The sequence below is a fragment of the Microbacterium sp. genome, from assembly GCF_044508325.1.
In the GTDB taxonomy this organism is placed as follows: domain Bacteria; phylum Actinomycetota; class Actinomycetes; order Actinomycetales; family Microbacteriaceae; genus Microbacterium.
In genome coordinates this window covers 168,113-187,740 of the sequence record NZ_JBIQHX010000004.1, presented here as the reverse complement: position 1 = coordinate 187,740, position 19,628 = coordinate 168,113, and the positions used below count along the sequence as shown (strand labels likewise).

At 70.7% G+C, this 19,628-nt stretch carries 18 protein-coding genes and 1 pseudogene; 15 read left to right on the top strand and 4 right to left on the bottom strand.

Going from position 1 to position 19,628, the window contains the following annotated elements; genetic code table 11:
* Both ACIWQI_RS05280 and ACIWQI_RS05275 read left to right on the top strand, forming a co-directional pair.
* Positions 1 to 963, top strand: coding sequence for a fumarylacetoacetate hydrolase family protein (locus ACIWQI_RS05280; protein WP_396656072.1), 963 nt, complete (start codon positions 1 to 3; stop codon positions 961 to 963).
* Between the two features lie 55 nt (positions 964 to 1,018).
* Entirely contained in the window at positions 1,019 to 1,948 is a 930-nt protein-coding gene (locus ACIWQI_RS05275) for a LysR family transcriptional regulator (protein ID WP_396656071.1), read from the top strand.
* A gap of 6 nt (positions 1,949 to 1,954) precedes the next feature.
* On the opposite strand, the gene ACIWQI_RS05270 is transcribed toward ACIWQI_RS05275, so the two are convergent.
* Positions 1,955 to 2,398 carry an FAD-dependent oxidoreductase gene (locus ACIWQI_RS05270; RefSeq protein ID WP_396656070.1) on the bottom strand — a complete coding sequence of 148 codons (444 nt, stop codon included), beginning with the start codon at positions 2,396 to 2,398 and terminating at the stop codon, positions 1,955 to 1,957.
* A gap of 253 nt (positions 2,399 to 2,651) precedes the next feature.
* Here ACIWQI_RS05270 and ACIWQI_RS05265 point away from each other — a divergent pair, with 253 nt between their 5' ends.
* Complete coding sequence (locus ACIWQI_RS05265; RefSeq protein WP_396656069.1) at positions 2,652 to 3,419, top strand: SDR family NAD(P)-dependent oxidoreductase; 768 nt, start codon at positions 2,652 to 2,654, stop codon at positions 3,417 to 3,419.
* A gap of 38 nt (positions 3,420 to 3,457) precedes the next feature.
* Positions 3,458 to 4,822 (top strand): FAD-binding oxidoreductase, encoded by a 1,365-nt coding sequence (locus tag ACIWQI_RS05260; RefSeq protein WP_396656068.1) that lies wholly within the window; start codon positions 3,458 to 3,460, stop codon positions 4,820 to 4,822.
* Here the strand turns inward: ACIWQI_RS05260 and ACIWQI_RS05255 are convergent.
* Both ACIWQI_RS05255 and ACIWQI_RS05250 read right to left on the bottom strand, forming a co-directional pair.
* Complete coding sequence (locus ACIWQI_RS05255; protein ID WP_396656067.1) at positions 4,801 to 5,259, bottom strand: MarR family winged helix-turn-helix transcriptional regulator; 459 nt, start codon at positions 5,257 to 5,259, stop codon at positions 4,801 to 4,803. The genes ACIWQI_RS05260 and ACIWQI_RS05255 overlap by 22 nt on opposite strands.
* A 19-nt stretch (positions 5,260 to 5,278) precedes the next feature.
* Positions 5,279 to 5,674, bottom strand: coding sequence for a RidA family protein (locus ACIWQI_RS05250; RefSeq protein WP_396656066.1), 396 nt, complete (start codon positions 5,672 to 5,674; stop codon positions 5,279 to 5,281).
* A 105-nt stretch (positions 5,675 to 5,779) separates the two neighbouring features.
* Between ACIWQI_RS05250 and ACIWQI_RS05245 the strand changes: the two genes are divergently transcribed.
* The 11 genes and pseudogenes from ACIWQI_RS05245 to ACIWQI_RS05195 all read left to right on the top strand — a co-directional run bounded on the left by ACIWQI_RS05245 (position 5,780) and on the right by ACIWQI_RS05195 (position 18,073).
* Positions 5,780 to 6,547 carry a response regulator transcription factor gene (locus ACIWQI_RS05245; protein ID WP_396656065.1) on the top strand — a complete coding sequence of 256 codons (768 nt, stop codon included), beginning with the start codon at positions 5,780 to 5,782 and terminating at the stop codon, positions 6,545 to 6,547.
* 23 nt (positions 6,548 to 6,570) lie between these two features.
* Positions 6,571 to 8,217, top strand: coding sequence for a sensor histidine kinase (locus ACIWQI_RS05240; protein WP_396656064.1), 1,647 nt, complete (start codon positions 6,571 to 6,573; stop codon positions 8,215 to 8,217).
* Complete coding sequence (locus ACIWQI_RS05235; protein WP_396656063.1) at positions 8,214 to 9,350, top strand: hypothetical protein; 1,137 nt, start codon at positions 8,214 to 8,216, stop codon at positions 9,348 to 9,350. The genes ACIWQI_RS05240 and ACIWQI_RS05235 overlap by 4 nt, the downstream gene beginning before the upstream one ends.
* Before the next feature lie 76 nt (positions 9,351 to 9,426).
* Entirely contained in the window at positions 9,427 to 10,833 is a 1,407-nt protein-coding gene (locus ACIWQI_RS05230; protein WP_396656062.1) for an FAD-binding oxidoreductase, read from the top strand.
* A complete protein-coding gene (locus ACIWQI_RS05225; protein WP_396656061.1) occupies positions 10,826 to 11,608 on the top strand; it encodes an SDR family NAD(P)-dependent oxidoreductase in 783 nt (260 codons plus the stop codon). The genes ACIWQI_RS05230 and ACIWQI_RS05225 overlap by 8 nt, the downstream gene beginning before the upstream one ends.
* 162 nt (positions 11,609 to 11,770) lie before the next feature.
* Positions 11,771 to 12,925 carry a substrate-binding domain-containing protein gene (locus ACIWQI_RS05220; protein ID WP_396656060.1) on the top strand — a complete coding sequence of 385 codons (1,155 nt, stop codon included), beginning with the start codon at positions 11,771 to 11,773 and terminating at the stop codon, positions 12,923 to 12,925.
* Positions 12,913 to 14,586, top strand: coding sequence for a sugar ABC transporter ATP-binding protein (locus tag ACIWQI_RS05215; RefSeq protein ID WP_396656059.1), 1,674 nt, complete (start codon positions 12,913 to 12,915; stop codon positions 14,584 to 14,586). Before ACIWQI_RS05220 ends, ACIWQI_RS05215 begins: the two co-directional genes overlap by 13 nt.
* Positions 14,583 to 15,599, top strand: a complete 1,017-nt coding sequence (locus ACIWQI_RS05210; RefSeq protein WP_396656058.1) for an ABC transporter permease — start codon at positions 14,583 to 14,585, stop codon at positions 15,597 to 15,599. Before ACIWQI_RS05215 ends, ACIWQI_RS05210 begins: the two co-directional genes overlap by 4 nt.
* An 85-nt stretch (positions 15,600 to 15,684) precedes the next feature.
* On the top strand, positions 15,685 to 16,755 hold the full coding sequence (locus tag ACIWQI_RS05205) for an Rv2578c family radical SAM protein (RefSeq protein WP_396656057.1): 1,071 nt from the start codon (positions 15,685 to 15,687) through the stop codon (positions 16,753 to 16,755).
* A gap of 54 nt (positions 16,756 to 16,809) precedes the next feature.
* Positions 16,810 to 17,043: pseudogene (locus ACIWQI_RS05200) on the top strand (glycosyltransferase); the annotation flags it as partial.
* Positions 17,044 to 17,212: 169 nt separating this feature from the next.
* Positions 17,213 to 18,073 (top strand): glycosyltransferase, encoded by an 861-nt coding sequence (locus ACIWQI_RS05195; protein WP_396656056.1) that lies wholly within the window; start codon positions 17,213 to 17,215, stop codon positions 18,071 to 18,073.
* A 39-nt stretch (positions 18,074 to 18,112) separates the two neighbouring features.
* Here the strand turns inward: ACIWQI_RS05195 and ACIWQI_RS05190 are convergent.
* Positions 18,113 to 19,628: DEAD/DEAH box helicase (locus tag ACIWQI_RS05190; RefSeq protein WP_396656055.1), on the bottom strand; the 1,516-nt coding region annotated here is incomplete at its 5' end.

The following is a 19,628-nucleotide window of genomic DNA, read 5'->3' as shown; positions in this document are numbered from 1 at the left end:
GTGCCCCGCTATGCACGCTACGTCGAGAACGGCGTCGTGCACACGGGAGTGGTCTTCCACGACCTGGTGCAGAGCCTTCCCGGCGACCCCGACATCCTGACCCTGCTCCAGGCGCCGGACCGTCAGCGCCGCGACGTCCTGGTGGCCGCCGGACGTCAGCAGCGCCGGCCCGTCGAGGAGGCGACGTTCGAGGTGCCGGTCCAGCCGCGGGCGATGCGCGACTTCCTCGTCTTCGAGGCGCACATCGCCGGCATGAAGAAGAACGAGCCGGGCGACGGCTCGGTGCCCGCGCAGTGGTACGAGGCGCCTGCGTTCCTGTTCATGAACCCCTGGTCGGTGGTGCCGACCGGCGCCGACGTCCCGATGCCGCCGTTCACGCAGAAGCTCGACTTCGAGCTCGAGGTGGCGATGATCGTGAAGAACACCGTTCGCGATGTCCCGCTGGAGGAGGCGCACGAGCACATCGCGGGCTTCTGCCTGCTCAACGACTGGAGCGCGCGCGACATCCAGGGCAGCGAGATGCGGATCGGACTGGGGCCCTCGAAGGGCAAGGACTTCGCCAATACCCTGGGACCGTGGATCACCACGCCCGACGAGCTCGAGCGGTACCGCGAAGGCGACCGGTACGCGCTGGAGATGAGCGTGGCGGTCAACGGCGAGGTGGTCGGCACAGACAACCTGCGCAACATGTCGTGGTCGTTCGAGGAGATGCTCGTCCATGCCTCCCGCGACGCCTGGGTCGGTGCGGGTGATGTGCTGGCCACGGGAACCGCGTCGCAGGGCGCTCTGTCGGAGCGCTGGGCGCGCAGCGGAAGCCTCACCCCACCGCCGCTGCAGGTCGGCGACGTGGTCACCATGACCGTCGAAGGCCTCGGCACGATAGAGAACCGCATCGTCGAGACCGCGAGCCCGGGTCACCGCGTGCCGCCGGCACGCCGCACGTACGGCCCCGATCGCCTCTGACGGCGGGTCGACTGCTTCCCGACCGTATGCTGGCATCGACCGGAGAGGGGCGACAGTGGGCGACCTGCGCGATGTCGACATCAACCTCCTCGTCATGCTCGACGCGATCCTCACCGAACGCAATCTGACCCGGGCCGCCGAGTCGCTGGGCACATCCCAGCCGACGGTGAGCGGCGCCATGGCGAAGCTGCGCGTCATCCTCGACGACCCGCTGCTGGTGCGCTCGGGGCGCGTGTCCGAGCTCACCGAGAAGGCGCGGCAGCTGCAGCCTGTCGTGCGCGCCGCGATGACCGAGGTCGAGCGGACGCTCAATGTGCGCCCCATGTTCGACCCGCAGACAAGCGATCGGCAGTTCCGGCTGGCTGCCTCGGACTATGCCCTCTCGGTCATGACGGCTCCCCTGCTCGACCTGCTCGAGCAGGAGGCGCCGCGCGTCTCCATCGACTTCAGCCCCCTCGCCGCCATCGGCCCCGTCGACCTGCTGCGCGACGACATCGTCGTCACGCAGTCATCGCGCAGCGTGCCGGGCAAGCGGCAGTCGCTGTTCTCCGACTCCATGGTGTGCATCGTGCGCCGCGACCATCCGGCGCTCAAGGACGGGGCGCTCTCGCTCGAGCAGCTCAGCACCCTTCGATACGTCCAGGTGGCGATCGCCGAGGGGATCGTCATGTACGCCGACGACGTGCTCTCGGCGGCGGGCGTGGTCCCCGATGTCGCCCGCACGGTGCCGGGATTCCTTCCGGTGCCGTTCGCGGTCGCCGAGTCCGACCGCTACGGGTTCGTGCCGGCACGCCTGGCAGAGCTGTACGCCGAGGAGCTCGGGCTGGTCGTCGCGAAGATCCCCGTGCCGCTGCCGGTGCTCGTCGAGGCCGCCTTCTGGCATCCCTCGCGCAGCGACGACCCGGCCGTTCGCTGGCTCGTCGACATCCTGGTCCGCGTCGCGGAGCGGGTCGAGTTCGCCGGCGAGGATGCCTTCGACGACTGAGCCCCCTCAGCTCGTCGCGTCGAGCGTACGGCGGATGGCATCCACGGCGCGGGATCGCAGGATGTCGTCGCTGGCCACCAGGCGCAGCCGGCGGTCGCCGGCCGCGACGACGATGAGATCGTAGTTCTCGATCCTGCCGTCCGAGAGCTCCGCCTCGACGTGACGGTCGACCGCGACGCAGCCGAGCAGCTGCGTGCCCGAGCGAACCTCGATGGCGAGCTCCTGCAGCCGCATCGCCAGGGCGGGAACAAGGGCGGAGTGCGCCGCTTCGCCGACGCCGAGCTCCCGCAGCAGCACCCCGGGGTCGGTGTCCAGCGTGATCGTCGGGCCTTCGTGGCTCCAGTCCGGCGCGCGATCGACCAATGCGACCTCGAACCCGCGCTGAGCCAAGGTCGCCGCCGAGACGCAGCCGCTCACACCGCCGCCGGCGACGAGGACGGACGAGACCACCACTGCTGCTCTCCCTGTTTCGATGTCGAGCCGAGTGCTCCCGTCGGCCGAGTGCTCCACCGAACGTATGCCGGGCACCGCGCCCCCGGAACGGCGTCATGGCGATGCCACCTATCGACGGCACCGTCGCTCGCCTCCGCGACCCGATGACACGTATCCGCCGGGCGGCGTTCAGAGCGGGCACCCGACGCCCTAGCGTGAGGGAGCGTCGCCCGTTGCGCAGCGGCGGGCATCCTCCCCGGAAGGACACACCATGGGACGTCTTGAGCAGAAGGTCGCGCTGATCACCGGCATCGGCGCCGGCATGGGGCGAGAGGCAGCCCGCCGGTTCGCCGCAGAGGGGGCGACCGTCGTCGGCTGCGACCTCGATGCCGCCGGGCTCGCCGAGACGGTGCGGATCGTGAAGGCCGAGGGCGGTCGGATCTCGGGCACCTCACCTGTCGACGCCGGCGACCCGGATGCCGTGGAGCGGTGGATCGACGAGGCGGCCGCCGCGCACGGCGGCATCGACATCCTCTACAACAACGCGTCCATCCAGCGCTTCGGCGCGATCGACGAGATCAGCGTCGAGGACTGGGACTTCGCGATCGACATGGAGCTGAACATCGTCTTCTATGCGGTGCGCGCCGTCTGGCGGCATCTCAAAGCGCGCGGCGGCGGCGTGATCGTCAACATCGGATCGATCGCCGGCATCCGCGGGGTCGAGTTCATGCCGCAGAACGCGCACGGTGCCGCCAAGGCCGGGGTCATCAACCTCACGCAGCAGCTCGCCGTCGAGGGCGGGCCGCACGGCATCCGCGCCGTCTGCATCTCTCCCGGCTTCATCCAGACGGCTGCCACGACCTTCCTCGTCGAGGACCCGCCGCCCGCCCTCGAGGAGACGTGGAACCGCATCCCGCTGCGCCGCATCGGGCAGCCCGAGGACGTCGTCAACGCAGCCGTGTTCCTCGCATCGGACGAGGCGTCATGGATCACGGGGATCAACCTCGTCGTGGACGGCGGCGGCTCGACCCTGGGCTGATCTGCTATACCTATGTTTACATAGGTATATTGGAGGGCGTGAGCGGCGTGACGGAGCTCTTCGACGGTCGGCTGGTCTTCCCCGACGACGCAGGCTGGGAGGAGGCGCTGTACGCGCGGGTCTTCAACGGCCGCCGCCCCGACCGCCGGCCGGACGCGGTCCTCGTCGCCGCATCCGTCGCCGACGTGCAGCGCGGTGTCAGACTCGCCGGGGAACGCGGCTGGCAGGTGGCGGTCCGCTCCGGCGGGCACTCCCTCCCGGTGTGGAGCATCCGCGACGGAGGACTGCTCATCGACCTCGGCGCCCTCGACGACATCGAGTACGACGAGGCGACGCACATCGTCACCGCCGGTCCTGCCGTGCTCGGCGGCCGCGACCTGTACCCCTTCCTCGCCGCGCGCGGACGATTCTTCAACGGCGGCCACCACCCCACCGTCGGGCTGGGCGGGTTCCTCCTGCAGGGCGGCCACGGCTGGGCGCAGCGCGAATGGGGCTGGGGCGCCGAGTCCGTCGTGGCCGTGGATGTCGTCACCGCGGACGGCGAGCTGATCCGCGCCGACCAGCACGAGAATGCCGACCTCTTCTGGGCCGCGCGCGGAGCCGGACCGGGCTTTCCGGGCATCGTCGTCCGCTTCCACCTGCGCACGCAGCCGATGTTCGGCCACCTCGGACACACCTTTCACGTGTACGAGATGGATGTCTTCGACGAGCTGATGGCCTGGGTCACCTCCATCCACCGGTCGATCGCGCGTCCCGTCGAACTGGTCGTTCAATCGTTCACCGACACGGCCGAGTCCACCCCGGTGCGGCGTCTTCTGCTCAGCGCGCTCGCCTTCACCGATGACCGGGCGCAGGCCGAGGAGGCGCTCGCGCCCTTCGCCGCCTCCCCCGTGCTCGACCGTGCGGTGACGGTGCAGCACTGCGCGGCGTCGTCGCTCGATGAGCACTACGCGATGCAGGATCACGAGAACCCTCCGGGCCTGCACTACCTCTCGGACAACATCTGGCTGTCGGAGGACGTCGGAGCGCGCGGCGCGCACAGCGCCCGCCCGCTGCGCCCGCTGTTCGACGGGCCGGACGACGCCGCCTCGTGGACGATCTGGATCAGCACCGCGACCACGCGGCCTGTGGCGGACATGGCGTTCTCGCCGCTGTCGGACGCGCTCGTCAACACCTACGTGCTCTCCGAGGATCCCGCCGATCACGATCGTCTCCGCGCGTGGCTCGACGAAGCGATGGCGGAAGCGGCGGACGTCGCCGTGGGTCAGTACGTGGGCGAGGCCGACCTCGAGCACAGCCCACGCAGATTCCTCCTCCCCGAGAAGCGAGAGAGGCTCGAGCGCATCATCGCCGCCCGCGATCCGAACGGTCGCTTCGCCGGCTATCTCGGAGAGGTGCTCTGACCGGGCCAGCCGTCGTCGATGGCCGCGAGCAGGCGGGTGGCTGCACGCAGACCGTCGTCCTCCCGGATCAGTCCGGCGAGTATCCGGACCCAGTCCTCGTGGATCCGCGCGATCGCGGCCTCGGCCCGCGCGGTCAGGAACACCTGCACCCCGCGGGCGTCGCCGGCGTCGACAGTGCGGCGCACCATGCCCTTGTCTTCCATGGCGCGCAGCACGGTGCTGGTGTTGCTGCTCTTGACTCCCAGGTCGGCCGACAGCTCGGAGGGACGGATGCCGGGATGCCGGCTGATGTGCTCGAGGAAGATGCCCTCGAGTGCGCTGAGCGGGACGATGTCGGGATGCTCGGGCATGTGCAGCGAGAGCTTGCGCCCCACGTAGTGGATGAGGATCGCCAGCTCGGTGATCAGCTCCGCGCGCGCATCCGATCCGTCGATCACGTGCGCAGTCTATGCGTCGTCACGCGTGCGCCACTGCTTCGATCTCGATCTTCAGCGCCGGGTCGAACAGCCGCTGCACCAGCACCAGCGTGCTGGCGGGGAACCCTTCCGGGAAGAAGTCCGGGAAGACGCGGTCCATGTGCGCCACCAGCTCGTCGAGGTCGTCGGCATACGGCACGAAGATCGTCACCTTGACGACGTTGGCAAGCCCCAGGCCGACGGACTCCAGGGCGGTGCGGATGTTGCGCAGGGCCTGGTCGCACTGCTCGGCGACCCCGGGACCGGCGAGGACGTCGTCGCGGTCGGCGCCGACCTGCCCGGCGACGAACACGAGGTCGCCGACCTGAGCGACCTGCGAGTACGGCCCGGGCGGGGCGAGCAGGGTCTCGGGGTTGGTGAAGACCGGACGCGGCATCGGGGCTCCCTTCGAAGCGGAGACATCATCCAATCAGCGAACCCGGATCGAGTGGGCCGATGCCAGGTATGTGGAACAATTCGGGCAGGACGTGGGAGGTTGACGATGCAGGACGAGCGGGCGCCCCGGACGGCCGTCGTCATCGAAGACGACGAGATCGTGCGGAATCTGCTGGTCGACCTGTTCGAATCGGCCGGTTTCCGGGCCTTCGGGGCGGAGTCGGGAGCGGAAGGCATCGACGCGGTCGTCGCCCACGATCCGCTGATCACGACGGTGGACATCAACATGCCCGGCATCGACGGGCTGGAGACCACCCGACGCGTCCGCGATCGCAGCGGCACGCACATCATCGTGGTCTCCGCGCTCACGGACGAAGCCGACGCCGTCCTCGCCCTCTCCGCCGGTGCCGACGACTTCGTGGCCAAGCCCTTCCGCGCACGGGAGTTCCGCGCGCGCATCGACGCGGTGCTGCGACGCGCCGCGGACTCCACCATCCCCGGCGTGCAGTCGGCGGCCAGCCCGCCCGATGACGACGGCCGGCTCGTCCACGGCGACCTCGTCGTCGACCGATCGACACGCACCGCGGAGATCAGCGGGGTGGACGCGGGACTGACGCGCACCGAGTTCGACCTGCTCACGGCGCTGCTTGAATCCGGCCGCCGCGTGCGCACGCGCGAGGAGCTGGTCCGGATCACGCGCGGCGAGCGCGGACAGGATGCCTCCGAAGAAGTCTCGGACGTGGAGGCGCGGTCGATCGAGGCGCACATCGCCAAACTGCGCCGCAAGCTCGGCGAAGACCCGGCTTCGCCCCGCTACATCGAGACCGTCCGCGGGGTCGGATATCGCCTGACCGCCGCCGAGGCGCCTCAGTAGACTGCGGGCATGGGGCGCGGCATATGTCGACGGGACTGATCCGCGTCGGCGAGCCGTTCGCCGACCCCCGCGAGCGCGAGGGCGGCATCCGGAACGCCTGGATCTGGCAGCTGTCGCTGGCGGCGGTCGTCGCGATCGTCACCGTGTTCACCTCGGTCATCGCCCCCCAGGTTCTCGTGATCCCGGCGCTGCTGGCGGGCTCCATCGGGCTCTTCGCCACGACGATCGCCGCGCTCGCCCTGCCGTGGCGGCGGATGCCGATGGATGCTGTCGCGGTGCTGCCCTACCTCGACATCGTGTGGGTGGGCTTGCTCACCTTCAGCACCGATCTTCGCCTGTCGCACCTGTGGGTGTTCCCGATCACCTGGCTGGCGGCGCTGTTCAGCCTGGGCCGGCTGGTCCTCGGGCTCGGCTTGGTCGGCCTCATCGCGCTGATCGAGGTGGTCGTCAACGACTCGCCGGTCGAAGCCGCCCTGCGTGTGCTCATCGCGGTGCTCGCCCTCGCCTTCGTCGGCAGCACGGTGCATCTGACCGCCCGGCAGGGCCGCGCCTACCGCACGCTGCTGCGGCGGCAGGTGCGCCGCATCCATCACACCCTCGACACGGTGTCGATCGAGCAGCGCCGCGTCAGCGAGACGCTCGACGGCGTGCACATCGGGATCGCGCGCATCAGCCGCACGGGCACGCTGATCTCGGCGAACTCCGCCTACCGGAGCCTGTACGCGCTCAACGAGTTCGATTCCGCGCCCCCGGGTCGCGCCGTCGAGTACGACGGCTTCCGCGGCACCGCCCTGCGCGCCGACGACCGCACGTACGCCCGGGCCGCGCGCGGCGAGGAGTTCGACGCCGAGCAGGTGTGGCTGTTCGGCCCGGACGGCTCGTGGCACGCGCTGTCGGTGACCAGCCGCCGTCAGACGCCCCGCAGCGGCGAGGAGCCCAGCACCGTCCTGCTCGTCGAGGACATCACCGAGGTGCTCGCCGCCCACCGGCGCCGCGACGACCTCGCCGCGATCGTCTCGCACGAGCTGCGCAATCCCCTCACCGGCATCCTCGGCAACACCGACCGACTGCTCGAGCGCGACGACCTCGACGACGACGCCCGCGATCGCCTGCGCGTGATCGAGAGCGCCGGCGAGCGGATGATGCACCTGATCACCTCGATCCTGTCGACGCCGCAGCACGGTCCCGCCTCGCTGGAGCGCGATGCGCGCGCCCTGACCGAGGTGCGCGGCATCGCCGAGGCATCGGTCGACTCGTTCGCCGCGAGCGCGCACGAGCACGTGGTCACGATCTCGCTGGCTCCAGGTCCGCCCGTCCAGGCGTGGGCGGACGCGTTCCGGCTGCGTCAGATGCTCGACAACCTCATCGGCAACGCCGTCAAGTACACGCCCGCCGGCGGCGCGGTCACCGTGTCGGTCCGCCGCGCCGGCCCCGACGTCGAGATCGCCGTCACGGACACCGGCATCGGCATCCCCGCCGACGATCTCCCCCGAATCTTCGAGCACTCCTTCCGCTCGTCGCAGGTGGTCGACAGCGGAATCCCCGGAACCGGGCTCGGCCTGCGCATCGTGCACGACATCGTGACGTCGCACGGAGGCACCATCGACATCGACAGCGAGGTCGGCATGGGCACGACGGTGACCGTACGAATCCCCACGGAGGCAGCATGACCTTCTCCACACTCGACGACGCGGTCGTCCTGTCCGCCCTCGCGACACTGACGTCGATGATCATGATCGGCCTCGGGTTCCTCTACCGGCCGGGACCTGCGACCCTCCTCTGGTCGTCCATGTTCGTGCTCGTGACACTGTCCGCCTACGCGACCGTCATCGCCGGTGCCGCCTCCATCCACCTGCTCGGCGACGCCGCGGCCGGCGCCGCCATGGGGGCCCCCGCGCTGGTCTGGTCGGGCCTGCGCGCCGATCGCGGGGTCCGGTCGTATGCCTGGGTCGGCCCCGTGCAGGGGGCGATCTCGGCCGCGGTGTACGTCGGCACCGACAGCACCGGCATCCACTCCCTCGTCTTCTCGCTCGTCTACTTCGCCTCGACGATCTGGGCCGCGCTCTCGGTGCGCGAGCTGATGCTGCGCCCCGAGCGGGGCGGCGGCCGCCTTCTGCCGCTGACCCTCGCCTCCGCGCTGCTGCCGACGATCGGCATCGCGAGCCTGGTCGTGTCGTCGGTCACCTGGTACATGACCCCCGCCTCGCCGGTGCTGCCCGACCTGAAGGCGCTCGGCCAGATCCTCTACCTCACATGCGCGATCGTGACGCTGCTCTCGCTCGCGCGGATGCCGTGGGCGGTCGGCGTGGCCGAGCGGCGCGACGTGTTCACGCTGACGGCCGTCGAGCGGCTCCGTCGCGCGGAGGAGGCGGACGAGACCGGGTGGTCGCTCGTGGCGGTCTCGCTGGACGACCCCGAAGCGCTGCGCATCGCCGGCGGCGACTCCGCGTTCCGCAGCATCTTCGCGCGCTTCGAGGCCGACGTGTACGCCGCGTTCCCCGTCGAGGCCGACATCGGAGCCGACGGCGCCGATGGGTTCCTGGTGCTGCTGTCACGACCGGACGCCGTCGTGCGCGACTGCATCCGGAACCTGCTCGAGCGCGTGTCGACCGTGACGGACGACCAGCCGCTCGCCGTCGAGTTCTCCGCGAGCGTGGGCTGGACGGACGTGCGCACGAGCGGATACGAGCTGGGCGCGCTGAGGGATGCCGCGCACGCGGCGATGGAGCGCGCCCGCGCCGCGGGCGGTCACCGCTGGGATCGTGCAGAACCGGTCGCGCAGACCGGCTCGAAGCCGCGATAGCAGGTATCCCCCTCACGCCCTTCAGGGCGGGGCATCCCGCTCCTACGTTGGTCTCATCAGACCGAGGGAGCTCGATGTGACCGGTGACGCGACAGCCTTCGACGGCCGCCTGGTGCTGCCCGCCGACGCCGACTGGGAGCAGGCCCGCGTCGGCCGCGTGTTCAACGGCCGCCGCCCCGATCGCCAGCCCGACGCGGTGCTCATCGCGGGCAGCGTGGCGGACGTGCAGCGCGGGGTGCGGCTGGCCGCGCAGAGAGGCTGGACGGTCGCGGTCCGCTCCGGCGGACACGCGTGGGCGGCGTGGAGCGTGCGCGACGGCGGCCTGCTGATCGACCTCGGGGCCCTCGACGACATCGAGTACGACGAGACCACGCACATCGTCGAAGCCGGCCCGGCCGTCAAGGGCGGCGAGGTGCTGTCGCCCTACCTCGAGGAGCGCGGCCGGTTCTTCAACGGCGGCCACTGCCCCACCGTCGGGATCGGCGGCTTCCTGCTGCAGGGCGGGCAGGGCTGGAACCAGCGCGGCTGGGGCTGGGCCGCAGAGTCGGTCGTCGCCGTCGACGTCGTCACCGCGGACGGCGAGCTCGTACGGGCGGATGCCTCGCAGAACACCGATCTCTACTGGGCGGCGCGCGGCGCCGGCCCGACGTTCCCCGGCGTGGTCGTGCGGTTCCACCTGCAGACCCGTCCGCTGTCCCGCGCGATCGCCCACACCGTGCACGGCTATGAGCTCGCCGATTTCGCCGAGGTGATGACCTGGCTCTACGCGACGCACAGCCTCGTGCCCGACAACGTCGAGATCGTGTGCGTGTCGACGCCCGCCGAACTGCCCGACGGCACCGAGCGACGCCTCTTCCTGGTGACCGGCCTCGCGTTCGGCGACGACCTGGATCACGCACGCGCATCCCTTGCCCGCTTCAACGAGTGCCCGGTCATCGACCGAGCGGTCTTCGTCAAGGACGCAGCACCCTCAGGCCTCGCCGAGCAGCGCGCACAGCAGGTGGAGCAGAATCCCGAGCACTGGCAGTACATCTGCGACAACGCCTGGATCGACGGCGACGGCACCCCCGAGGGCATCGCGGCGATGGTCGAGGGCATCCGGCCGCTGTTCACCACCAACCCCACCGAACGCGGCTTCGCGATCTGGATGAGCAACGCGCCGCGGCGCGCGCTCCCGGACATGGCCTTCTCACTGCAGACCGACGCCTACGTCGCCGCCTACACCGTCTATGAGGATCCGGCCGACTTCGCCCGCAACCGCGCCTGGGTCGACGAGGTGTTCGCCCACGCCCAGCCGGTCACCGCGGGCCAGTACCTGGGCGACTCGGACATGACCAACCGGCAGCTGAAGTTCATGGCGCCGGAGAACTGGGAGAAGCTGCAGCGCATCATCGCGGCGCGCGATCCCGAGGGACGGTTCCACCGGCACCTCGCCGCCGATCCGGCCACCATCAACGTCAACCACTGGGAGCTTCATGGATGAGCCCGTTCCCGCGCCGGTCGCCGGACTGTTCAGCCTCGCCGGCCAGGTCGCCGTCGTCACCGGCGCGACCAGCGGCATCGGCCTCGCGTCGGCGACGGCGCTCGCCGCGCACGGCGCACGCGTGCTGATCGCCGGCCTCGGCGACGCGGAGAGCGCGGCCGCCCGCCTGCGCGAGCGCGGCCACGACGTCGTGGGCACGGAATGCGACCTGCGCGACGCGGCGGCACCGGCATCCCTCGTGGGCGCCGCAGTCGACCGCTGGGGCCGGATCGACACCGTGTTCGCGAACGCCGGGGTCGGACTCGAGGATCGCGGCGGCGGCGACGGTCTCGACGCGCTCGACGCCATGTTCGACCTGCACGTGCGCTCCGTGATGCGGCTCGCCGACGCGGCGCTGCCGGTCATGGCCGACGGGGGCGGCGGACTGTTCCTCGTGATGTCGAGCCTCTCAGGGCTGCGCGGGAACAAGGTCATCGGCGGATACGGCATCACCAAGGCCGCGAACGCCCAGCTCGCGCGCAACCTCGCGGTGCAGTGGGGTCCGCGCGGCATCCGCGCCAACGCGCTGGCCCCCGGGGTCATCGCGACCGGCTTCGCGGCGCCGATCACGGCGGACCCGGATGCCGCGCGCACGCGTCTGGCCAAGACCCCGCTCGGCCGCTTCGGCACGCCCGACGAGGTGGCCGGCGCTGTGGTCTGGCTGGCCTCGCCGGGCGGCGCGTTCGTGAGCGGGCAGACGATCGTGATCGACGGAGGCACCCTCGCCGCCGACTGAGGCCCGCGCGTCGTATCGCCGTGCGCGATGACTGGCATCGGCCCCGCGGCGTTCCGCAACCTCGCGCGCGCTGGTGTGATGGCTCTGCTGGCAAAGCTGCCAGACCCGACCGAGATGAGGATGCCTCGCAGCCTCCCTCCCCGACACACAGCAGGAGTGTCCGTGAAAACCACACGCAAGTTCGCGATGGCGGCGGCCATCGCCGCGCTCGCCCTCACCGTGAGCGCATGCAGCACCGGTGACAACGGCGGTGGAACCCCCACCACGGCGCCCACCGAGACCTCGGCGCTGAGCGCCGAAGCGCAGGCGGCGCTCGACGTCGCCTACGAAGGCATCGGCTCCACACTCGACGACCTCGAGCCGGCTGAGCCCGAGGCCGGTCTCACGTTCTACGTCATGTCGTGCGGTGAGGTCGCCGCCACCTGCGCAGCTCCGGCGGCGGCCATGGTCGAGGCCGCAGAGGCGGCCGGCTGGGACGGCAACCTCGTCGACGGCAAGCTGAGCCCCGAGGGCTTCGCCACCGCGATCCGCCAGGCGGTCGCCGGCGGGGCCGACGTGCTCGTGCCCGTCGGCATCAGCTGCTCGGCGGCGGCAGCCGCGTTCGCCGAGGCGAAGGCGGCCGGCGTCACGATCGTCGGCGGCGGCGGCGTGGACGACTGCGACCCCAAGGGCTGGGATGCCGAGCGCCTCTGGCTCGAGAACCCGCCCGTGCCGACGGCGTTCCAGGCGATCGGCAAGCTGCAGGCGGACTACACGTTCGGCAAGAACGACGGCGACGTCAAGGCGGTCGTCGTGAACATGACGAGCAACCCGTGGGGCGGTCTGGTGACCTCCGCGTACGAGGCCGAGCTCGAGGCCCTCGGCGGCGGCGAGATCCTCGAGGTCGTCGACGTGTCCGACCCCGAGACGGCCGACGGATCCTTCATCCAGAAGGTCACCAGCGCGCTGCTGGCCAACCCCGAGGTGAACTCGCTGGTCATGCCCACCGACGCGTTCCTGGTGAACGGCCTCGCCGCCGCGATCGCACAGGCCGGCCTTGCCGAGCAGATCGTCTCGGTGGGCGGCTTCGGCTCGGCCGCCGCGATCGACATGATCCGCGAGGGCCAGCCCGGGATCACCGCGACCGTCGGCCAGGCGATGATCTGGGAGTCGTGGGGCTCGATCGACACCGCGATCCGCGTGCTGAACGGTCAGGACCCGGTATACATCGGCCAGTCGGTGCAGGTGGTCGACAAGGACCACAACATGCCCGAGGCCGGCCCGTACGACGGCTCGATCGACTGGAAGAGCAAGTTCCTCGCGGCGTGGGGCAAGTGACCCACGACGGGACGAACGCGGGAGCGGCGGAGGTCACCTCCGCCGCTCTCGGCGCGTCGACATCCGAGATCGCACTCGAGGTCCGGCACCTCGACAAGGACTTCGCCGGCACGAGGGCGCTCAACGACGCGTCGCTCGTGGTCCGCCGTGGCACCGTGCATGCACTCCTGGGCGGCAACGGCTCTGGCAAGTCGACGACGATCAAAATCCTCGCGGGCGTCTACCAGGCCGACGCCGGCGACCTCAGGATCTTCGGCGAGCCGTACAACCTCAGGGACTTCACACCCGCGACGGCGCAGCAGGCCGGGCTCCGCTTCGTCCACCAGGATCTCGGACTCTTCCTCGACCTCTCGATCGAGGAGAACTTCGCGCTGGACTCGGGATACCCGCGGCGCGGTCCGGGCATCGACTGGCGGGGACTGCGCAGGAAGGTCTCCAGCCTGCTCGCGGAGTACGAGCTGGACGTCGCACCCACCACGCCCGTGCGCGCACTGCGACCGTCCGACCAGACGATGGTCGCGATCGCACGTGCGCTGCAGGGCCAGTCCGTCGACGAGTCCGGGAACCGATCCGACCAGACGCGGAGCCGCTCCGACGGGCTCGACGACCGATACCGGCAGATCCTCGTCCTCGACGAGCCGACCGCGCGACTGGCCGCGCATGAGTCCGAGCTGCTGCTCGAGCGGGTGCGGCGGCGCGCCGACGCCGGCCAGACGGTGCTCATCGTCAGCCACCGGCTGCGCGAAGTGCTCGCGGTGTCGGACGATTTCACGATCTATCGCGACGGCCGCGTCGCCGGCGAGATCGTGGGCGGCTCGCCGACCGAGGAGGAGCTCGTGGAGATCATGGCCGGCAAGGCCGTGCGCGCGCTGCGCCCGACCGGGAGCGCAGCCCACGCCGACCGCACCCCGGTCCTCACCGTGGAGGGTCTGCGGGGCGGGCCGGTCCGCGGCATCGACTTCACCGTCCACCGCGGTGAGATCCTCGGGCTGACGGGGCTGGTCGGATCCGGCCGCTCGAGCGTCCTGAAGATGCTCTTCGGCGAGCATGCGCCCACGGGCGGCACGATGACGCTGGACAGTGAGCCGTACGCACCCCGCGATGTCGGGGCGGCGATGGAGGCGGGTGTGGCGATGGTGCCCGAAGACCGGGCGCTCGAGGCATCCTTCATGGATCAGACGGTCACCGAGAACCTCGCGTTCGCGACCCTCAGCGAGAACTGGACGGCGGGCTTCATGCCGCGCAGCCGCGAGCGCGCGGCGGCGAGGGAGCTGATCGGTGAGTTCGGGATCAAAGTGGCCGGCCCCGACGCGCTCTACTCGTCGATGTCCGGCGGCAATCAGCAGAAGGTGGTGCTGGCACGCTGGATGCAGCGCCACCCGCGACTCCTGCTCCTGGACGAGCCCACCCAGGGCGTGGACGTCATGAGCCGCGCCGACATCTACGACAGCATCCGGCGCATCGCCGAGGACGGATGCGCCGTCCTCGTCGCCTCGAGCGACCTGGCTGAGATCCATGCGCTCTGCGATCGCACGCTCGTGCTCAGCCGCGGCAAGATCTCCGACGAGGTCGCCGCAGGCGACCTGGACGTCGACGCCCTCACCAGCCTCGTCCTTCGCGAGAAGTCCATGCCCGATTCCGCCCCGGAGACCACCCCATGACCGACATCCAGAACCCGCCGACGACGTCGACCGTCTCCATCGCGGTCAAGCGCACCCCGCCGGTCGTGAGGCTGCTCGAGAACTACGCGCTGCCGCTGCTGACGATCCTGGTCTACGTCTTCTTCTGCTTCTTCCCGCTGTCGGCCGCGTCGTTCCCGACGATGAACAACCTCAATGTCATCCTCGGGAGCAATGCCGTCATCGCGCTGATCGCGATCGCCGCGATCTTCCCGCTCGTGTGCAACTACTTCGACTTCTCACTCGGCGCCAACGCCGTGATGACCCAGGTGATGACCGCGGGGATGATGTCGGTGTTCGGGCTGCCGCTGTGGCTGTCGATCGTCATCGCGCTGTGCCTGGGCACGCTTGTGGGCGTCGCCAACGGGTTCTTCGTCACCCGACTGGGGATGAACCCCTTCGTCACGACCCTCGGCATGTCGATGCTGCTCGCCGGGCTGCTGTCGTGGTTCACGGGCGGAGCGACGCTGGTCAGCGGCATCGACCCGGCCCTCATCACGTTCGGATCGACCCGCATCGCCGGCATCCCGCTCGTCTTCTTCATCACGCTGCTCGTCGGCCTGATCGCGTGGTACTTCTTCTCGCACACGCCGTTCGGCCGCTCGCTCTATGCGATCGGATCGAATGCGACCGCGGCCAAGCTCGTCGGCCTCCCCGTGCGCAGGAACGTCTGGTGGAGCTTCATCGTCGCCGGCTTCATCGCCGGCGGCGCCGGCGTGCTGCAGCTGTCGCGCGTGGGCAGCGCTGCGGCCTCCGACGGCGGAAGTCTGCTGTTCCCGGCGCTCGCGGCGGTGTTCCTGGGCGCCACCGCGATCCGTCCCGGCTTCTTCAACGTCTGGGGAACGATCATCGGCGCGGTCTTCGTCTCGGTATCGGTCAGCGGTCTCGCCCTCTCGGGTGCCAGCGGCTGGGCGTCCAACGTGTTCAACGGGGCCGCGCTGCTGGCCGCCGTCGCCCTGTCGACCTACCTGGGGCGCACCAAGCGGCAAGGCTGAGCCGCAGACACGTCGCCGACTGCTCGTTCGGTGCTCCGCGGCATCCTTCTTGACAGAGTATCGATGTTTTGTTCTACTGGACGCCATGCGGTGGCAGGGGCAGGAACTCGGCGTGGCGGATGCCGCGGCCCTGCCCGGCATGGAGCGGATCGACGGTCTCGTGCGTTCGGTGACCACACCGGAGTTCGCCGGGATCACGTTCCACGAGGTGATGGCGCGCAGCGCGCTGAACCATGTGCCCGGCGCCTCGTCGATGCCCTTCGACTGGACGATCAATCCGTATCGCGGATGCAGTCACTCGTGCGTGTACTGCTTCGCGCGCAGCACCCACGAGTACCTCGACCTCGATTCCGGCCACGACTTCGACTCGCAGATCGTCGTCAAGATCAACGTCGCGGAGGTGCTGCGCCGCGAACTGGCCCGGGGCACGTGGCGGCGTGAGCCGGTCGCGCTCGGCACCAACACCGACCCGTACCAGCGCGCCGAAGGCCGCTACCGGCTCATGCCGGGCATCGTCTCCGCGCTCGCCGAGTCCGGCACCCCGTTCTCGGTCCTGACGAAGGGAACGCTGCTGCGGCGGGATCTGCCGCTGCTGAGGGATGCCGAGCAGCAGGTGCCCGTGTCGATCGCCATGTCGATCGCCGTCTTCGACGACGCGCTGCAGAAGCTCGTCGAGCCGGGCACGCCCTCGACCGCGGCGCGGCTGGAGACCGTGCGCGCCGCCACGGATGCGGGCTTCGCGGTCAGCGTGTTCCTGATGCCGATCCTGCCGCACCTGACCGATTCGATCCCGGCGCTGGACGACGCACTGGCCCGCATCCGGGCCGCCGGCGCAGCACGCGTGGTGTTCGGCGCCCTGCACCTGCGCCCGGGCGCGAAGCAGTGGTTCATGCAGTGGCTGCGGGAGAGGCATCCCGAACTCGTCTCGTCGTACCTCGGGCTGTATCCCGGCGCCGCGGCCTATGCGCCGAAGGCGTATCGGTCGTGGCTGGCCAAGCGCGTGCGTCCGCTGCTGCGCGGGTACGGCCTCGACGGCCGACTGGAGGACGACCGGCCGCGGGCGGTGGCCGCAGGGGCCGCCGAAACGGCGGCCGGGGTGCGGTCACGGGTCGTGACGACCTCGCGCGGTGTCGCGGCGGCCGAGCGCCTCTTCTGAGCACCGATCGTCGCCGGTGTGGCACCGTGCCCGGAGTCTGCGCCACGATGGGGCATGGCTCGATTCATGCTGGGGGTGATGCCCTTCACAGGACATGTGACGCCCTTCCTCGCCGTGGCGGAGGCACTCACCGCCCGCGGGCACGAGGTGCGGCTCTACACCGGCAGTGCCTTCCGTGCGGCGGTCGAAGCCGTCGGGGCGCGACACATCCCGTGGCAGACGGCACCCGACTTCGATGAGACGAACCTGCCGGCCACCTTTCCGCGCCTGGTGGGGAAGAAGGGCCTGCGGCAGGTGTTCATCAACCTCGAGGACTGCATGATCGGCACCGCGCCCGCGCAGGTCGTGGACCTGGAGGCGGCGTATGCCGACGAGCCGTGGGACGCGATCGCCGGTGATGAGATGTCGATCGGCACCGCGTTCTTCGCAGCGAAGACGGGATGCCCCTGGGGCCACCGTGGCCGTCCTCCCGCTGCACATGGCGGGCACCTCCGGCCCTCCGGCGGGACTGGGACTGGTCCCCGGGAGGAATCCGCTCACCAGGGCGCGGGACGCCCTGCTGCGCGCGCTCGTGCCGGTGCTGTCCCGACCTCTCGCCGCGCCGCTCGCGCGCGCACGTGCTGCATCGGGCCTGCCGCCTTCGACGCTGACCTTCGACGAGGCGGTCTTCTCCCCCCAGCTGGTGCTCTCGAACGGGTGCCCCCGGCTGGACTTCGAGCGACCAGACCGACCCGCGCACCTGCGATACGTCGGCGAACTGACCCGTGCTGCGCCGGCGCCGTCGCCGGACCCGGCGTGGTGGGGTGATCTCGACGGGCGGCGGGTCGTGTACGTCACGCAGGGGACGCAGAACATCGACCCGGAGGACCTGATCCGGACCACGCTGGAGGCCCTCGCGGGTGAAGACGTCCTCGTCGTGGCCACCACCGGGATCGCAGGCAGCGACGAGCTCCCCTTCCCCGTGCCGGACAACGCCCGCGTGGCAGGCTTCATCCCCCATGCGCGGCTGCTGCCGCGCGTGGATGTCATGGTGACCAACGGCGGCTGGGGCGGCACCCTCGGCGCGCTGTCCCATGACATCCCGCTCGTGATCGGCGGAGGGGACCTCGACAAGCCCGAGATCGCCGCGCGGGTCGCCTGGGCGGGAGCGGCGGTGAACCTGCGCACCGGCACCCCGTCCGCCGCGCGCGTGCTCGACGGGTATCGGCGGGTGACGGCGGACCCGTCCTACCGCGCCGCAGCCGCCCGCATCGGCGCGCAGCTGCGATCGCTCGGCGGAGCGCCCCATGCGGCGGAACTACTCGAGGCTCTCGTCTGAGCCCAGGCGACGCGGCGTCGACCTGGACTGCGCAGGCGGCTACCGGGCCTGTCGGAGATCGTCGAGCAGGCCGTCGCCGGGGCGGACCTCCTGAAACGGTGCGTCGATCTCGGCGCGGTCGAGCAGCTCGGCCATGCGGCGACGGCGTTGGCGGGTCACGAGCGACACGACGGTGCCGGCGCGCCCCGCCCGGCCGGTGCGGCCGGCGCGGTGCAGATAGGTCTTGTACTCGTCCGGCGCATCCGCCTGGATCACGAGGTCGATGTCGTCGACATGGATGCCGCGGGCGGCGACATCGGTCGCGACGAGCACATCGACCCGGCCCGAGGTGAGCCGCTGCAGATTCCGCGTGCGCTTGGCCTGGTTGAGGTCGCCGTGCAGGGCGACGGCGCGGATGCCCGCGTCGTCGAACTGCTCGGCGAGCATCTCGGCGTAGGCGCGGGTGCGTGAGAAGACGAGCGTCTTGCCCTCGCGGGCGACGAGGGATGTCAGGATCTCGGCCTTGTCGCGATGATCGATGACCAGCACGCGGTGATCGATCGTGCCGGAGTCCTGGTCCTCGCCGGCGACCTCGTACACGGCCGGGTCGACGAGGAACTCGTCGACGAGCGCGGCGACCTCGCGGTCGAGCGTCGCCGAGAACAGGAGCTTCTGGGCGCCCTCCGAGACCAGGCGCAGGATCCGCTGCATCGGCTCGAGGAACCCGAGCTCCGACATGTGGTCGGCCTCGTCCAGGACGACGATGCCCACCTCGGAGAGGTCGAGCCTTCCCTGCTCGTGCAGATCCTCGATCCGTCCCGGCGTGCCGATGACGATGTCGACGCCCTTCTTCAGGGCGCCCACCTGACGCGCCTGCGGCACACCGCCGTAGATCTGGGTCGTGAAGAGCCCGACGCTGCGGGCGATGGGCTGCACGGTGCGGTCCAGCTGCAGCGCGAGCTCGCGCGTGGGCGCGAGGATCAGTGCCCGCGGCGCGCGGCCGAACGCGCGCTTCTGGCCGGCCTGGGCCCGCAGGATCGACTCGACCAGAGGGGCCCCGAAGGCGATCGTCTTGCCTGAGCCCGTTCGTCCTCGCGCCAGGACGTCCCGGCCGGCGAGGATCGGGGGGATGGTCGCCGCCTGGATCGGGAACGGCGTCTGCGCACCCAGGCCCGCCAGCGTGCGCACGATGTTGTCACCCAGCCCGAGGCTCTCGAACGTCACATCGGCGACCTCTTCAGCCTGCACGGCCTCGGCCTGCAGCTTCTCGTGAACACGGTCGATGTGCGGAGCCGGCGCCTGGTCGCGACGCGGCCGGTCGTCGAACGAACGGCGCGGCCGGTCGTCATAGTCCCGGCGCGGCCGATCCTCGAAGCTGCGGCGCGGCCGGTCGTTGTAGTCCCGGCGCGGCCGATCCTCGAAGCTGCGGCGCGGCCGGTCGTCATAGTCCCGGCGCGGCCGATCCTGGAAGCTGCGGCGCGGCCGGTCGTCGTAGTCCCGGAGCGGCCGATCCTGGAAGCTGCGGCGCGGCCGGTCGTCGTAGTCCCGGAGCGGCCGATCCTGGAAGCTGCGGCGC

What these genes read in the sequence shown, in the direction of transcription:
- ACIWQI_RS05205 (WP_396656057.1), top strand. Translation starts at nt 15,685, where the DNA reads ATGCGGTGGCAGGGGCAGGAACTCGGCGTGGCGGATGCCGCGGCCCTG.
- ACIWQI_RS05265 (WP_396656069.1), top strand. Translation starts at nt 2,652, where the DNA reads ATGGGACGTCTTGAGCAGAAGGTCGCGCTGATCACCGGCATCGGCGCC.
- ACIWQI_RS05210 (WP_396656058.1), top strand. Translation starts at nt 14,583, where the DNA reads ATGACCGACATCCAGAACCCGCCGACGACGTCGACCGTCTCCATCGCG.
- ACIWQI_RS05225 (WP_396656061.1), top strand. Translation starts at nt 10,826, where the DNA reads ATGGATGAGCCCGTTCCCGCGCCGGTCGCCGGACTGTTCAGCCTCGCC.
- ACIWQI_RS05250 (WP_396656066.1), bottom strand. Translation starts at nt 5,674, where the DNA reads ATGCCGCGTCCGGTCTTCACCAACCCCGAGACCCTGCTCGCCCCGCCC.
- ACIWQI_RS05245 (WP_396656065.1), top strand. Translation starts at nt 5,780, where the DNA reads ATGCAGGACGAGCGGGCGCCCCGGACGGCCGTCGTCATCGAAGACGAC.
- ACIWQI_RS05240 (WP_396656064.1), top strand. Translation starts at nt 6,571, where the DNA reads ATGTCGACGGGACTGATCCGCGTCGGCGAGCCGTTCGCCGACCCCCGC.
- ACIWQI_RS05235 (WP_396656063.1), top strand. Translation starts at nt 8,214, where the DNA reads ATGACCTTCTCCACACTCGACGACGCGGTCGTCCTGTCCGCCCTCGCG.